The organism is Lentibacillus sp. L22, assembly GCF_040812445.1.
GTDB classification, from domain to species: Bacteria; Bacillota; Bacilli; order Bacillales; family Amphibacillaceae; genus Lentibacillus_C; species Lentibacillus_C daqui.
The window spans coordinates 64,017-78,369 of the sequence record NZ_JBFNXI010000007.1; the positions used below are offsets into that span (position 1 = coordinate 64,017).

Genomic DNA, 14,353 nt, shown 5'->3' on the forward strand with positions numbered 1-14,353 from the left:
TATCCTAACTAAATGAGATATATAGTTTATAAAGTTTGTGTAATTTTTTATGTATAAAGTTTATAACAGAAATGCTTCCATTTGCTATGAAATGCTCATAAATGCAAGGGTTTTTGACGTTTTGGATAGCCGTAACTTTATGTTACAGTGCCATTAAGTCAAATAGAAATGGGTGTTAAGCGATGGAAGGCGATAAAGATAAAATTGCGGACGTGAAAACACAATTTATTGACAAGATTGCTGACAACATGAGTTCTTTCGGTGTTTCCACAAGTGTTGGGCGTGTGTTGGGAATCATTTATATGAAAAGATCACCAATGACACTTGATGAATTATCGGCTGAGACCGGTATGAGTAAGACCCGCATGAGTCAGGTTGTTCGTGAAATGATCGATTTGAATATTGCGGAAAGGGTTTTTCAAAAAGGTGTACGCAAAGATTTATATCAGGTGGAACAGGACTATTATCAAACCTTTGTATCTTTATTTACTTCAACTTGGCGTAAAGCGATTAATAAAAGCAAACACTTTGAGCAAAAGCTACAAGGAAAATTGAAAGATTTACAGGAAGATCATCCTTTAACAGAGGCCGATGAACAGGCGGTTGATGAGATTCTTGCCGAGATACTTGAGTGGATGGACTACTACGACTGGATCAAGCGGCTAACCGAGTTTTTTGAAAGCGGCGAGATCTTTAACCATGTTCCAAAAAATAGACAAGGAGGAAATCATCTTGAATAATAACGTTATTTTGTCCTGTGCGATTACCGGTGCAGGTGAGACAACACAGAAAAGTTCCTATGTACCAGTGACACCTAAGGAAATTGCTGATTCTGCTATCAAAGCAGCGAAGGCAGGGGCAACAATCGCCCATTTACATGTAAGAGATCCAGAAACAGGCAAACTAAGTCATGATGCCAATTTATTTAAAGAGGCTGTAGAGCGTATTCGTGAGGCGGATACGGATGTCATTATCAATATCACTGCTGGTGGTGGCGGTGACTGGGTTCCTAGTGAGTCCGACCCAACCAAAGGCGGAGAAGGTACCGATATGCAAACACCAGAGGAACGCCACAAACCAGTTGGCATGTTACTGCCGGAAATATGTACGTTGGACTGTGGCAGTGTTAACTTCGGTGATCAGGTTTATATCAGTCCGACTGATTGGCTCCGGAAACAAGCTAAATTAATTCAGGATGCGGGCGTTAAACCTGAACTTGAATGCTTTGATACCGGGCATATACGTTTTGCCAATCAATTAGTCAAAGAAGGACTTATTGATGGGGATCCAATGTTCCAATTCTGTCTGGGTATTCCATGGGGCGCTGATGCAGATGCCGAAACATTGGCATATATGCGCAGCCGAATTTCAGAAAATGCGACTTGGGCAGCATTTGGAATCGGACGGATGCAAATGCCGATGGTCGCTGAGTCTGTCTTGCAAGGTGGGAATGTTCGTGTGGGATTAGAAGACAACCTTTATTTGAAAAAGGGAACATTGGCTACGAATGAACAACTAGTTGACAAAGCAGTTGGTATTATTCAAAGCTTGGGATCAGACGTGATGTCCCCTGCAGAAGCACGTGAATTTTTGAATTTGAAGGATCCAAATGGAAAGAAGGCATAATATATGACAACAGAAATTAAAAATATTACCGTCGTTGGTACTGGCGTTATCGGAAACGGATGGATTACCCGTTTCCTCGCCAACGGCTATCATGTTACAGCAACCGATCCAGATGCTACAGCAGAAGGCCGGATGCGTGAAGCAGTTGCACATGCATGGCCGGCAATGGAAACGTATGGTCTGGATCCACAGGCATCGCAGGATAACCTATATTTTGAATCCGACCTTGAGACTGCATTACGTCAGGCAGATTTTGTACAAGAGAATGTGCCGGAACGTGAACCATTGAAACGAAAAGTCATCGCAGACATCGATCAATATGCGCCTGAACATGCTGTCATCGCATCCAGTACGTCTGGTATCTTGCCAAGTACATTACAGGCGGATTGTACGAAACATCCGGAGCGCGTCGTTGTAGCCCATCCTTTTAACCCGGTTTACTTAATGCCGCTTGTCGAATTAGTCGGAGGCAAAGCAACGGACGGTCAATTTGTTAAACAAGCACAAGCATTTTATACAGGTATTCGCATGAAGCCGTTAATCGTTCGACAAGAAATAGAAGGCCATATCGCCGACCGTTTGATGGAAGCCATCTGGCGGGAAGCACTGCATATCGTCAATGATGGTGCAGCAACAACAGAAGAAATAGACACATCGATTGTTTATGGGCCTGGACTACGCTGGGCATTAATGGGACCTTTCTTAACCTTGCATATGGGTGGTGGAAAAGCCGGTATGCGTCATTTACTGGAACAATTTGGCCCAGCATTGAAGCTACCGTGGACTAAACTTGTCGCACCGGAATTAACGGATGAACTTGCGGAAAAAGTTATTACCGGCAGTGAAGCGCAAACGGAAGGCGTATCAATGGAAGCTCTTGAAACGCGCCGTGACCAATTCCTGATTGAACTACAGCAACTGTTGGAAAAATATTGGCCAGCAGCTAATCTAAACGGAAATCTGTAAGAAAGAACGGCTCCGAGCACCGCTTCTTAATCGGGGCGCCGGAGCTAAACATGAGTTCTCAGGTTACTTGTTTCACATAGCTTTATTCCTGATAAGGGAGGGATTAAAATGGCAGAGGGAAAAGTTATTTTGCAAAATCGCGTCCAAAAGGAATGGATCGATTATAATGGACATATGAATGATGCAGAATATGTTCGGGCATTCAGTTGGGGCGTCGACCGCTTGATGAAATTAATTGGTATTGATGATACTTTTCGGGAAGAACAGCATTATACGATCTATACGATGGAGACGCATGTCTGCTATCTGGCAGAAATGAAACTGGATGAACCATTTGAAGTTCATTTGCAAATCCTTGATTACGATGCAAAACGCATGCATGTTTTTTATGAATTGTACGGTGAAGACGGAAAACGTGCAGCAACCAGCGAACAAATGCTAATGGGTATCGATCAATCCACTGGAAGACCAGCACCATTTCCAAATGATGTCTATACCAAAGTAAAAGCGCTCGCTGACCAATATACACCAGCAGAAAAACCAAAAGAAGCAGGCCGCATCATCGGCATCCGGCGCAAATGAGTGGGACATGAGGACAGGCTCCTTGTCCCACCATATTTTGGAAACTGCCCGCTAGAAGGGTGAAATTCACCGATAAATCATGCAAAACCACCGTTAAAAAACCAAAATCGCCGATAAACCTTATAAAGAGAAAGTGAAAAGCAGTATTTGGTCTGTTCAAAGGTAGGGTTATCAGTATTGACACCCCCTCCCTCTCCCCCTACTATTAAAACTCATCCAATGGTATTACTTCTCTTCAGTAACAGCATGGGCACCATAATCGCAATCAATTTTTCCGCAAAGAATATAACAAAAAAACTTGAAAAATCCTTTACCTTTCCCTTACGTTAACGTTTATAGTGTAAGGGAAGGGGATGTGAAAATGCATATAAATGAGGTTGCAAAGCAGATGAATACGACAGCAAGATCAATACGCTTTTACGAGGAAAAGGGGTTGCTGTTTCCGGCAAAAGATGGAGAAAATGATTATCGGGTATTCCATGAAGCGGATTTGATGCGGCTGAGCACGATTCTAGCATTACGGGAAGTTGGTGTTTCCGTACGTTACATACAAGAACTTTTGGCAAATCCAAACATGAGTATGAAACAATACTTGAATATTCAGCGCTCGGTTTTGTTTGAGAAATGGCTTGAAATGAAAGACATGATTGAAACTATTGATCGGATGCTGGAGCATACCGAAAACGAGGATTTTACCAGTGAAATTTATGAGTTAGCCCAACATTTAAAAGCAATGAAACATATCCGTAAAAATTGGGAAGACCAATGGAATTTTGATAAACAAGCTGCGAATTATGATCAGCACATTAAGATGCACGGGTATCGTTTTAATGTCCATCAAGATTATGAACAAGCATTAGCTAAAGCCGTGCATACGATGCAATTGAACTCCGGTGATAGTTGTTTAGATATTGGAATTGGCACCGGAAACCTTGGTTCGCAGTTTTTAGCACAGGGAGTCAACGTTATTGGTGTTGACCAGTCAGAGGAAATGTTAAAACAGTGCAATCATAAGCATCCAGCGATTGATACCCGCAAAGGTCACTTTCTCGCTTTACCACTTTTGGATAATCAAGTAGATGGAGTGGTGACAAGCTATGCCTTGCATCATATTCCGGATGGACAAAAATTGCTTGCGCTCGTAGAAATGGACCGTGTTTTGAAAGATAATGGACAGATTTGTATTGTTGATTTAATGTTTGAGAACGATCAACATCGCCAACAAGTAATCGATTCGTTTCATCAGGAGGAAAATAGGCTGGCAATCAAGGCGATAGAAGATGAGTTTTATGCCGATCAATCAAAGCTGATGGATTGGTTGATGGAAAGAGGATATGATGTTAAGACTTATCGATTTAATGATATTTTGAATATGATTTATGCTTTGAAATAACAAGGTTCGCGATCTCTTTCCTGATCAATTCGTTTTAGTCACCATATTGGATTATGATGAAAAAGTTGTTGATGAAGTTGCGCCAATAAGATTTGTTGAAGGCTGAAATACAAACGAGGAATTTTTCAACGCAAACCTGGGCAAATGATTTACCACACTTCCAATGAAAATTTTGTTATACACATAGAAGGGCTCTCTTTAGCTGAATTAGCCCGTGTTCAAAATAAAAAAGGCTGCCTCTATCCCGAGACAGCCTTCCTTTCCATTCACTCAAATTTCCCGAATTGTCCGCGTGCCTGGCACTCACTCAATTCTGAAAATAATTGATTAATCCTTCAGTAACGCCATCAGCCACAGCATTTTGGTAATAATCAGTTTGGATGTTGGCTAAATCATTCGTATTGGTGATAAAGCCCAGCTCAATTAAAATTGCCGGTTCACTGTTTTCGCGTAAGACATGGTAGTCACTCTTCGTAATACCGCGACTGGAAAGTACCATATTTCTGCTTAGTGCTGATTGTACATCTTGTGCCAGTCTGCTGTCTTCAGCTGCATAATAATGGGTACTGAACCCATTTATGGTAGATTCCGGATACGCGTTAAAATGCAGGCTGATGAAGGCATTGGCATTGTTTGTTCCACTTATATTTACACGATTTTGTAATGAAACAAACGTGTCATCGGTTCTTGTTTCGATCACATTTGCACCGGCATTCTGAAGTTTTGCGGCAACCTTGTTCGCTACAGAAAGTGTATAGTCCTTTTCATAAGTACCGTCCTGTGCACTTGAGCCGGGATCTTTGCCACCATGTCCGGGGTCAAGAACAACCGTATAACCTTCAAGCGTCCCATTTGCAGGTGCCTCAGTGTCTGCTTGTTCTTCCTGTGGTTTATTATTTTTTGTGTCAGGTTCGACTTGCTCTGTTTGCTGCCCATTATCTTCAGTCTCTGTCTTCCCCTGTGTGTTCTCTTGTTCAGGATCATCTGTTAACCATGACGCGATCCACCCAGTTTGTCCATCTTCAAGGGTGACTTTGTACCAATCATTCGTTGTTTTCAGTAAAGGGTACGTTTCACCCTCAGTTGTCTGACCGATAATGCTATATTCTGTCCCTGGACCTGTTCGGATCCTTACTTTAGATGATGGCGCTGTAATGGTTTCCTTCGACGATGCTGTAATATTGGATTGACTGTCAGAATCAGCAGGTGTCATAAACTGCGATGCCACCCATGCTTCCTGATCGTTGTAATATGTTTGTAGCCAACCATGTGACTCCTGAAAGATATCAATTTCGTCCCCTTCGTGTAGTTTCCCAATCACATCTGAGTCAGTCGAAGCAGCTGTCCTGACATTCACGGTTGTGCCATTGACTTTGTATGTTTGACCATCCTCAGCATGACTGACTTGGGGAATAAAGAATAAAGAAAACAAAACAGCAATACCCAATGTAAAACATATTTTTCGCAACATAGTTCCTCCTCAAAGCAATTTCATAGAATGGTATAATTTATTTATGATATTCAGTATGGACAAAGATAGCCGGATAGTAAACTAAATTTAAGCAAATTAATGAAAAAGGACTAAAGAACGTATGTTTTTTTAGGAAGATTATCATTGATTTTTGTAGAAGAATGAAATATGTTCGTTGCCAAATCATTGTTTATCGAGAAGACAAATAGGAATCATATTTTTCTGAAGGACAGGATATAAAGTTGCTAAAACACTGGTAAAGACGCTTGATGATCAGTGAAATACAGCACTTAATAGCAGGATACAGGGGAATAATGTGTGTAAGAGGAGCGGGATTGATATTGGTTATTTCCCGGGCAATAATCCATATATGATATATTATATACTGTGGACTAAAGCAAAGAGTGGTTGGCGAACAAATGCGTGCAAAAATTTTTAAACTTGTTATAATAGTTTTGAGGATATGATACCTCCACTCTCCTTGTAGAAAGGAGGTGAGTAAGAAATGGAAGAGATTTTACTTCTGATTGTGGCAATCTGTAATGTGCCTGTTGCTATATTGCAACTATTGACCACCATGATAGAAAACCGCAATCAAAAGAAAAAGTCTTCTCTGTTCGCAACAACAAAGAAGACCGAGAAAACCAACCGGGATTGAGGGGGTTTACCCTCTTTCCCCTTTCATTATCTTATGTATATCATATCCTCTTTATGAAAATAATGCAAGCGAGGAGTGAAATAATGTTGTATTTTGCATTAGCTGCTTCAATAGCTGCATTGGTTTTGACTATTATCAACTTTGTGATAACGATAAAGCTGAAAAGACGATAAGTAATTTTTATTAGAACAGGGTTATGAACTATATCGTAGAATTCATAACCCTGTGCCACTGTTCTTTATGAAGGGAACCCTAAGATAGCCTTCGTTTCCAGATATTCTTCAATGCCGAAATCGCCCCACTCCCGGCCAATTCCGGATTGTTTATAACCTCCAAATGGCGCTGCGAAATCTTTCTCGCCACTATTGACGGTAATCCGGCCAGCGCGGATGCTGGTTGCGACTTTACGGAGCGTCTCAGGATCTTTTCCGACTACATATCCTGCCAATCCATAAACCGTATCATTGGCAACTTCAATGGCCTCATCCACCGTTTCATATGTGATGATCGACATAACGGGGCCAAAGATCTCTTCTTGCGCTATTTGCATGTCATTCGTCACATTACTGAAAACAGTTGGCTTGCAATAGTAACCTGTTTCCAGTCCTTCTGGTTTACCAGTTCCACCAGTAATTAGGGTAGCACCTTCTTGCATACCTTTCTCGATATAAGATTGAACACGATCCCACTGTTTCTTGGATACAAGTGGGCCAATGTTCGTTTCCTTGCGTGGATCACCCATTGGAAACGCAGGTAGTACGTTCTTTACCGCTTGTTCAAATGATTCCCTCATGGAGGAAGGCACGAGGATCCGTGTTGCTGCTGAACAAACCTGTCCTGTGTTCATAGCAATGTTTGATACTGCTGTCTTTGCGGCTTTTTCGATGTCGGCATCTTCCAATACAATAAGTGGTGATTTGCCGCCAAGTTCAAGCGCAAAGTTTTTAATCGTTTTCGAGGCGTTTTCCATGATCTTTTGTCCAACACCGACTGAACCGGTAAAGGACACGAAGTCAATATCCGGATGGGAACTAATGCCATCGCCAATTACATCACCAAGGCCATTAACAAGGTTGAAGACCCCTTTTGGAACACCGGCAGCTTCAAAGATTTCCGTTAGAATAATTGCCGCGAATGGTGTGAGTTCAGACGGCTTTAATACTACCGGACTTCCAGCTGCAAACGCACTGGCAATCTTGGTTGAGGTCTGATTGGTTGGAAAATTCCAAGGTGTGATCAGCCCGCTAACCCCGATCGATTCTTTAACGACGGTGTGATCACCACGATCCTCCATGAATGAGAAATCTTTCAATGACTTTGCAGCTTGGGAAAAGTGCGCATATCCCATTTGATAATGGACGTTTTCCGAGATCGAAAGTGGGGAACCAAGCTCGTCAGTTATGGTTTCGACAATATCATCTTTACGCTTTTCATATTCAGCAGCGATTTTTTCAAGCAATTCAATGCGTTCTTCCTTTGTTGTTTGCGAAAAAGACGGGAAAGCTTTCCTGGCCGCTTTTACTGCCTTGTCCAGATCCTCTCTTGTTCCCAGACTGATCTTACCAATCACCTCTTCTGTTGCTGGATTGATGACATCCAAGGTCTCTGATCCGGTTGATTCGACCCATTCACCATTAATAAAGTGCTTTAGATGATTGCGCATGTTAAGAACTCCTTTATAAAAAAAGTGATATTTCATGTCTATGGTGTCTAGTATCCCAAAATGACTTATTTCAAACATGAAGTGTCACCTCCAGCTTGTTAAAAAGCGGAGCACCAAACCAGTACTCCATTCCCGATTCATCAAGCCCGAATCCACTTCCAAATTGTTGACCGATATTATGGTCTTCAAGATATTTACCCGTCCTTTCCTTCAGCCAATAAATACGTAATAATTTCGTCCAATCGTAGTGCTGTTTGATCCGTCCATTCAATATTATTTTGAACAAGGAATTTCTCGGTTGTATCTGGCTGATTTGAAGTCAAAAGCTGTTGATCCCTGGCGATTTCTCCAGGTATCCTGTTTTCAGGAAGGGCTTCTTGCAGCCAATAGCGTTTATAGCTCTCCGTTAATTCTTCCTTTTCAAATGTGCCGAGCATTTTTCCATCGCGGAATACACACAGATAGTCTGCCAATTTCATGATGTCTTCGGCTTGATGACTGGCAAAAACAATCGCATGATCTCCGTGATCCATCCAGTCAACCAAAATGTCCATGAGATGCTTTTTCGCCGGAATATCCATAAATGATGTCGGCTCATCCAGTAATAATAATGGGGTGTTGCGTGGGATGGTCAAAGCAAGATTTAATTTTTGCTGCACTCCTTGAGAAAGTTTTCGGTATTGTTTATCCAATGGAATGTTGAATAAATGAACTATTTCTGCAAATAATGTGTCATCCCAGTTCGGATACAATGGAGCAATTAATGACTTCAGTTGCTCGCCGGTATATGAAGTGTAACCGATCGTTGTTTGTGCTTGATAAGCTATTTGAGCTTTCCACGATTCATCCGAGCCATAAACAAATTTGTCGAATATCTTGATATTTCCCATGTCGGGATTTGCCAGATTCATGATTAATTTGAATAATGTGCTCTTACCCGATCCATTGTTGCCAACTAATGCGGTAATTGTTCCGGGTTCAATCGACAAATCAATCGGTCCAAGCCGGAAATTATCTATCTTTTTCTGTAACTGTTCAATTTCCAACCAATGATGCATCATTCATTCTCCTTTCTCGCGGTGGTTGTCAATAATTTCATGAAATATCTCCTTGATTTGTTCCAACGAATAGTCATATTGCAAGGCTGTATCGACCGCGTGCTCAATCGTTTGATAAACAGAGGATATTTTCACCTGATGTTTTTTATCATCAGCAATATCAGCAACAAATGTCCCTTTTCCCTGAGTGGTACGGATAAACCCTTGCTGCTCCAGGTTCTGATAGGCCTTTCTTGTCGTGATAATGCTAATTTCGAGATCTTTGGAAAGGGCACGAATCGAAGGCAGTGGTGTACCCGCGGTCAATTGTCCACCAGCGATTAGCGCCTTTAGTTGATTTTCAACCTGATGATAAATCGGTTCCCTAGTATCTTTGGAAAGATGGATTGGCAGTTCCACGGGACACCCTCCTTTCTACAAATAATCAATTTTATCCATCCCTTTGCGCGCATAATGGAGCCAGTAGTTAATGCCGAGAATGGCTAGAATAATTGATATCAGGCTTGATGCAAGCGGCCAGTTTTGCGCGATGATAATCGTCCAATAAAAAATGGTATACCCTGTTATAAGCTGAATTAAGGAAAACAAAAATAATGTCACAATAACGATGCCGAGAATTAAAATTCCTGCCAATGTAGCACTTAATTTGCTTTTGCCACCAATCTCACTCGATGCAAAAAGATACCCCACATAAAAGCTAAATGACAGCCAAATAATTGAAAAGACGATATAATCATTAAGGGTTAAAACGCTTTGTAACGCTGGTGTTAATGGATATAGACAAAGCAGCAAAATCAGCTGATACGGAAATGAATAGACAAAATGAACAATAAATCGGCTTTTTATTATCACATCTTTCTTAATGGCCAGGTGATTCAACATAACCAATGAAGGAGAGGCGAACACATCCCCACCAACTTTATTGATTTGAAAATCTTTGGGTTTCCACCAAATCATCATTGTGGAAGAGAACATCAAGATAAAAAAGAAATCAAATCCTGCTGTTCTTTTTTCCACACCCGTATCCAGGACAGTAACGAAAAAGAACAGCATAAAAAACGTGAATAGCAATAGTAATAAAAACATCCATTTGGAAGCTTTCAATTCAAACTTCGCCAGGTACCATGCTTGTTTCCAATCTTTCATGAAAGAGACCTCCTTGTCAGTGTTATACTGTATATATGGTTATACACAGTATATGTGTGGAGGTTGAAAAAGTCAATCCCAAATTAAAAATAGGCATAAAAAAAGAAGTGCAAGACTGTCTTTGCACTTCTATTTAGGTAATGGAATCTAATAGATGTCTCATCGCTCTTGAGCAGAGGCGTATTAGCCAATAGATCACCCGTGGGAACAGTAGTATGAGATCAATGAAGAAGTCGAGAACATGCAGCCAGTTGTTGGATTTATCAATATCCCGACGTCTTCGTTCGTTTCGTTCATCACGAAAGCGTCTCAACCAATCCACTCCTTTAATGTCAAATGAATAAGTTATTACACAACACCTTCACGGATCATCGCATCGCCGACTTTAATAAATCCGGCAATGTTGGCGCCGACATCCAGGTTGCCAGGGTAGCCGTATTCTTCTGCAGCATTTACCGCATTGTGATAGATGTTTAACATAATTTCGTGTAATTTTTTATCAACTTTTTCAAATGGCCAGGTTAGTTTCATGCTGTTTTGGGCCATTTCCAGCGCTGATACGGCCACACCGCCAGCATTGGCAGCTTTTGCCGGGCCAAATAAAATATGACTTTCATTAAACAAATCGATTGCTTCCTGATTAGATGGCATATTGGAACCTTCAGCGACTACTTTTACACCATTTTTAATCAATGTTTTGGCAATATCAGCATCGATTTCATTTTGTGTCGCACATGGCAAGGCAATATCGCATGGTACGTTCCAGATCTCTGCACAGTTGTCGTGAAAAACCGCATGTGGATGCTCATCAAGATAGGAAGCTACCTGGCCATTGCCGCTAAACTTCAGACGTTTGATTGTTTCCAGATTAATGCCTTGTTCATCATAAATATAACCACTTGAGTCACTGCAGGCCACAACCTTTGCACCGAGTTCCATAGCCTTCTCCATCGCATAAATAGCCACATTTCCTGCGCCAGAGACTACGACATTGCTTCCTTCAAAGGTTAACCCTAAATCATGCATCATATGATTGGCAAAATAAATCAATCCATATCCGGTTGCTTCCGGACGTACAAGACTGCCGCCAAACCGTACATCTTTACCAGTCAGAACACCAGGTTCATAGGCTCCGCGCAATCGTTTATACTGACCAAACATGAAACCAATTTCCCGTGCCCCAACGCCGATGTCACCGGCGGGAATATCCACATTTGGACCAATATGATTGACAAGCTCTGTCATATAGCTTTGACAAAAACGCATAATCTCATTATCGGATTTTCCTTTTGGAGAAAAATCCGCACCGCCTTTACCGCCACCAATCGGCTGTCCAGTTAACGCGTTTTTAAAAATTTGTTCAAAACCGAGGAATTTGATAATACTTGCGTTGACTGAAGGATGAAATCGTGTACCGCCTTTATACGGTCCGATACTGGAATTAAACTGAACGCGGAACCCTCTATTTACCTGAACATTGCCATTATCATCCACCCATGGAACACGGAAAGTAATCAGCCTTTCCGGTTCAGAAATACGTTCCAATATACCATTTTTCATGTATTTTGGATGTTTGGCAAAAACCGGTACCAGTGATGAAAATATGTGTTTTGTCGCTTGATGAAATTCAACCTCGCCGGGATTTCGCTCTTGCACTGTTTTAAATACGCCATCAACATAGTCTTTTGCACGCTGTAAGGAATCGTCTTTAGTAGTTTGTGTCATTATCATATATTTTCCCCTTCCATCTTAAAAATAAAAATAATGGTACCATTCGGCAGTTGACGGACCATGCACGCTCAATGCTGAACAATTAAGTTGTAAAATTAATGACCGAATAATAAGGTGATGTGATAACTGGTGAGTACTCATCGGAATCATGCGAAAGAGCTTTTTTGAAATGAACAATATTGTTATAACTAAACAGTTTACAGCATTTTAATAATAATTGCAAGCGATTAGATGAAATTATTACACAATTTAGTAAACGGTTACTTCGGTTTATTATGCCACAGTCTGGGTATTTCATACTTCAACACCCGCTAATAGAGAAATGATACGAAACGTGCTAGGATGATGATAAGAAGGAGGTATGAGTGTGGAACAAAATATGAATGCATGGGAAATAGCAAAACGAATTAGGGAAAAGACGATCTCGCCTGTTGAAGTGGCTGATTACTACTTGCAACAAATTAGTACATATAATTCGGATATCAATGCAATGGTTACCTTAAACGATCATGTACGGGATGAGGCAATACAAAAGGAAGCGGATGTAAGTGAATGTAAGGAATTGGGACCACTGCATGGTGTACCTGTTGCGATTAAAGATTTGACACCAACGAAAGGAATCCGAACAACTTTTGGCACCAAACTTTTTGCTGATCATATTCCTGATCGTGATGCAACGATTGTCAGCCGGTTAAAAGATGCTGGAGCAATTATCCTTGGTAAAACAAATACACCGGATTTTGGTCACAAAGGGACAACTGATAATACTTTGTTTGGGGCAACGAAAAATCCATGGAATGTGACAAAAACGGCTGGTGGTTCCAGTGGCGGATCCGCTGCAGCTGTTGCTTCCGGGATGACACCGTTTGCTGAGGGCAGTGACGGTGGTGGATCGATTCGCATTCCGGCAAGTTTTTGCGGTGTATATGGCTTCAAGCCAACCTATGGACGAATTCCGATGGATAATAATTTGCAAAATGTATTTGGTTCAAATAATCCGTTTGTCCATCATGGTACATTAACACGATCGGTGAAAGATGCCGCATTATTTGTCGACGTTACTCAAGGGCCATCTACAACTGATCCATTTTCCTTACCTGCATCGGATCAAAAATTAACTGTGCAAATGGAAGGACCGCTGGACGGCGTGAAAATTGCTTACACGAAGGATTTTGGCATGTATCTGGTTGATCCGGAAGTGGCAGAAATTATCGATCAACAGGTCGCAACATGGCGTGCATTAGGTTGTAAGGTTGAAGAGGTGTCGATGGATTTCGGTATGACCTTACATGAATTTCTCGGTTTCTTCAAAAATATGTGGTATGCTGCAGCCGCTGCCGATGGAAAAGATATTCTCGAACAAACACCGGAATTAATCACACCTTCTTATCAGACTATGATTGAACGAGGGTTTTCGGTGAGTACAAGTGATTATATTAGCTATCAGTCAAAACGGACAAAGGTTTGGAATGTGTTGCAAAGCTATTTCCAGGATTACGATCTAATAATGTCACCAACCCTTTCGATACCGGCATTTGATTATCAGCTGCTTGGACCGGAAACGATTCAAGGGCATCCAATTGAGGCGGACTCGGATTGGATGATGACCCATATTTATAATATGACCGGGTTGCCAGCAGCCTCAATACCAGCAGGGAACACAAAGGATGGTTTGCCTGTGGGGATGCAGATCGCCGGAAATCGTTTTGCAGATGGACTTGTATTGCGAGCCAGTCGTGGATACGAAATGATCACTGGTGGGTTCCGTAGCCCTGATTTATCGTTTGTTAAGCATGATGAAACCAATATCAAATAAAAAAGATGCTAGAGCCGGACTTCCCCTTTCCTGGCATCAGCTGAATACAGTCATACTTTCTTAGAATTAAAAAAGGTGCTATAAGCTGGCACCTTTTTACTGTTTCACAATTCGGCCATAATTTTGCGACATAATTGTGAAATGGTGAACAAATATGCGGCCGTTTAAACAAATACATGTTATGATAAAGATGTAATAAAGATACAAGCTGGCTTGGCATCATTTGTGAAATACTGAACAAAT

At 41.3% G+C, this 14,353-nt stretch carries 14 protein-coding genes; 7 read left to right on the forward strand and 7 right to left on the reverse strand.

What is annotated here, in order from left to right; translation table 11 throughout:
* The first annotated feature begins 182 nt into the window (after positions 1–182).
* From ABRT01_RS05370 to ABRT01_RS05390, 5 genes are all read left to right on the forward strand, one after another.
* Entirely contained in the window at positions 183–740 is a 558-nt protein-coding gene (locus ABRT01_RS05370) for a GbsR/MarR family transcriptional regulator (protein ID WP_367746483.1), read from the forward strand.
* Positions 733–1,626 (forward strand): beta-keto acid cleavage family enzyme, encoded by an 894-nt coding sequence (locus tag ABRT01_RS05375; RefSeq protein ID WP_367746484.1) that lies wholly within the window; start codon positions 733–735, stop codon positions 1,624–1,626. Before ABRT01_RS05370 ends, ABRT01_RS05375 begins: the two co-directional genes overlap by 8 nt.
* 3 nt (positions 1,627–1,629) lie before the next feature.
* A complete protein-coding gene (locus ABRT01_RS05380; RefSeq protein WP_269410661.1) occupies positions 1,630–2,592 on the forward strand; it encodes a 3-hydroxyacyl-CoA dehydrogenase NAD-binding domain-containing protein in 963 nt (320 codons plus the stop codon).
* Positions 2,593–2,700: 108 nt separating this feature from the next.
* The gene (locus ABRT01_RS05385; protein WP_269410660.1) at positions 2,701–3,174 is read left to right on the forward strand and encodes a thioesterase family protein; all 474 of its coding nucleotides are present in this window, start codon (positions 2,701–2,703) and stop codon (positions 3,172–3,174) included.
* A gap of 361 nt (positions 3,175–3,535) precedes the next feature.
* Positions 3,536–4,567: a MerR family transcriptional regulator gene (locus tag ABRT01_RS05390; protein WP_367746485.1), complete on the forward strand. Its 1,032-nt coding sequence runs from the start codon at positions 3,536–3,538 to the stop codon at positions 4,565–4,567.
* A 307-nt stretch (positions 4,568–4,874) separates the two neighbouring features.
* Here the strand turns inward: ABRT01_RS05390 and ABRT01_RS05395 are convergent, their stop codons facing one another.
* Positions 4,875–6,035 (reverse strand): N-acetylmuramoyl-L-alanine amidase family protein, encoded by a 1,161-nt coding sequence (locus tag ABRT01_RS05395; protein ID WP_367746486.1) that lies wholly within the window; start codon positions 6,033–6,035, stop codon positions 4,875–4,877.
* Positions 6,036–6,543: 508 nt separating this feature from the next.
* On the opposite strand from ABRT01_RS05395, the gene ABRT01_RS05400 reads away from it, so the two are divergent.
* Positions 6,544–6,696 carry a hypothetical protein gene (locus ABRT01_RS05400; RefSeq protein WP_367746487.1) on the forward strand — a complete coding sequence of 51 codons (153 nt, stop codon included), beginning with the start codon at positions 6,544–6,546 and terminating at the stop codon, positions 6,694–6,696.
* Between the two features lie 238 nt (positions 6,697–6,934).
* On the opposite strand, the gene ABRT01_RS05405 is transcribed toward ABRT01_RS05400, so the two are convergent.
* The 6 genes from ABRT01_RS05405 to gdhA form a co-directional block, all read right to left on the reverse strand.
* Positions 6,935–8,359: an aldehyde dehydrogenase family protein gene (locus ABRT01_RS05405; RefSeq protein ID WP_367746488.1), complete on the reverse strand. Its 1,425-nt coding sequence runs from the start codon at positions 8,357–8,359 to the stop codon at positions 6,935–6,937.
* Between the two features lie 194 nt (positions 8,360–8,553).
* On the reverse strand, positions 8,554–9,417 hold the full coding sequence (locus ABRT01_RS05410; protein ID WP_367746490.1) for an ATP-binding cassette domain-containing protein: 864 nt from the start codon (positions 9,415–9,417) through the stop codon (positions 8,554–8,556).
* A gap of 3 nt (positions 9,418–9,420) precedes the next feature.
* Positions 9,421–9,816, reverse strand: a complete 396-nt coding sequence (locus tag ABRT01_RS05415; RefSeq protein WP_367746491.1) for a GntR family transcriptional regulator — start codon at positions 9,814–9,816, stop codon at positions 9,421–9,423.
* A 15-nt stretch (positions 9,817–9,831) separates the two neighbouring features.
* Positions 9,832–10,563: a hypothetical protein gene (locus ABRT01_RS05420; RefSeq protein ID WP_367746492.1), complete on the reverse strand. Its 732-nt coding sequence runs from the start codon at positions 10,561–10,563 to the stop codon at positions 9,832–9,834.
* Positions 10,564–10,696: 133 nt separating this feature from the next.
* The gene (locus ABRT01_RS05425) at positions 10,697–10,876 is read right to left on the reverse strand and encodes a hypothetical protein (protein ID WP_269410653.1); all 180 of its coding nucleotides are present in this window, start codon (positions 10,874–10,876) and stop codon (positions 10,697–10,699) included.
* A gap of 35 nt (positions 10,877–10,911) precedes the next feature.
* Entirely contained in the window at positions 10,912–12,294 is a 1,383-nt protein-coding gene (gene gdhA, locus ABRT01_RS05430; protein ID WP_367746493.1) for an NADP-specific glutamate dehydrogenase, read from the reverse strand.
* A 367-nt stretch (positions 12,295–12,661) separates the two neighbouring features.
* Here gdhA and ABRT01_RS05435 point away from each other — a divergent pair, with 367 nt between their 5' ends.
* On the forward strand, positions 12,662–14,110 hold the full coding sequence (locus tag ABRT01_RS05435; RefSeq protein WP_269410651.1) for an amidase: 1,449 nt from the start codon (positions 12,662–12,664) through the stop codon (positions 14,108–14,110).
* Positions 14,111–14,353 lie beyond the last annotated feature (243 nt).

What these genes read in the sequence shown, in the direction of transcription:
- ABRT01_RS05370 (WP_367746483.1), top strand. Translation starts at nt 183, where the DNA reads ATGGAAGGCGATAAAGATAAAATTGCGGACGTGAAAACACAATTTATT.
- ABRT01_RS05380 (WP_269410661.1), top strand. Translation starts at nt 1,630, where the DNA reads ATGACAACAGAAATTAAAAATATTACCGTCGTTGGTACTGGCGTTATC.
- ABRT01_RS05385 (WP_269410660.1), top strand. Translation starts at nt 2,701, where the DNA reads ATGGCAGAGGGAAAAGTTATTTTGCAAAATCGCGTCCAAAAGGAATGG.
- ABRT01_RS05390 (WP_367746485.1), top strand. Translation starts at nt 3,536, where the DNA reads ATGCATATAAATGAGGTTGCAAAGCAGATGAATACGACAGCAAGATCA.
- ABRT01_RS05400 (WP_367746487.1), top strand. Translation starts at nt 6,544, where the DNA reads ATGGAAGAGATTTTACTTCTGATTGTGGCAATCTGTAATGTGCCTGTT.
- ABRT01_RS05405 (WP_367746488.1), bottom strand. Translation starts at nt 8,359, where the DNA reads ATGCGCAATCATCTAAAGCACTTTATTAATGGTGAATGGGTCGAATCA.
- ABRT01_RS05410 (WP_367746490.1), bottom strand. Translation starts at nt 9,417, where the DNA reads ATGCATCATTGGTTGGAAATTGAACAGTTACAGAAAAAGATAGATAAT.
- ABRT01_RS05420 (WP_367746492.1), bottom strand. Translation starts at nt 10,563, where the DNA reads ATGAAAGATTGGAAACAAGCATGGTACCTGGCGAAGTTTGAATTGAAA.
- gdhA (WP_367746493.1), bottom strand. Translation starts at nt 12,294, where the DNA reads ATGATAATGACACAAACTACTAAAGACGATTCCTTACAGCGTGCAAAA.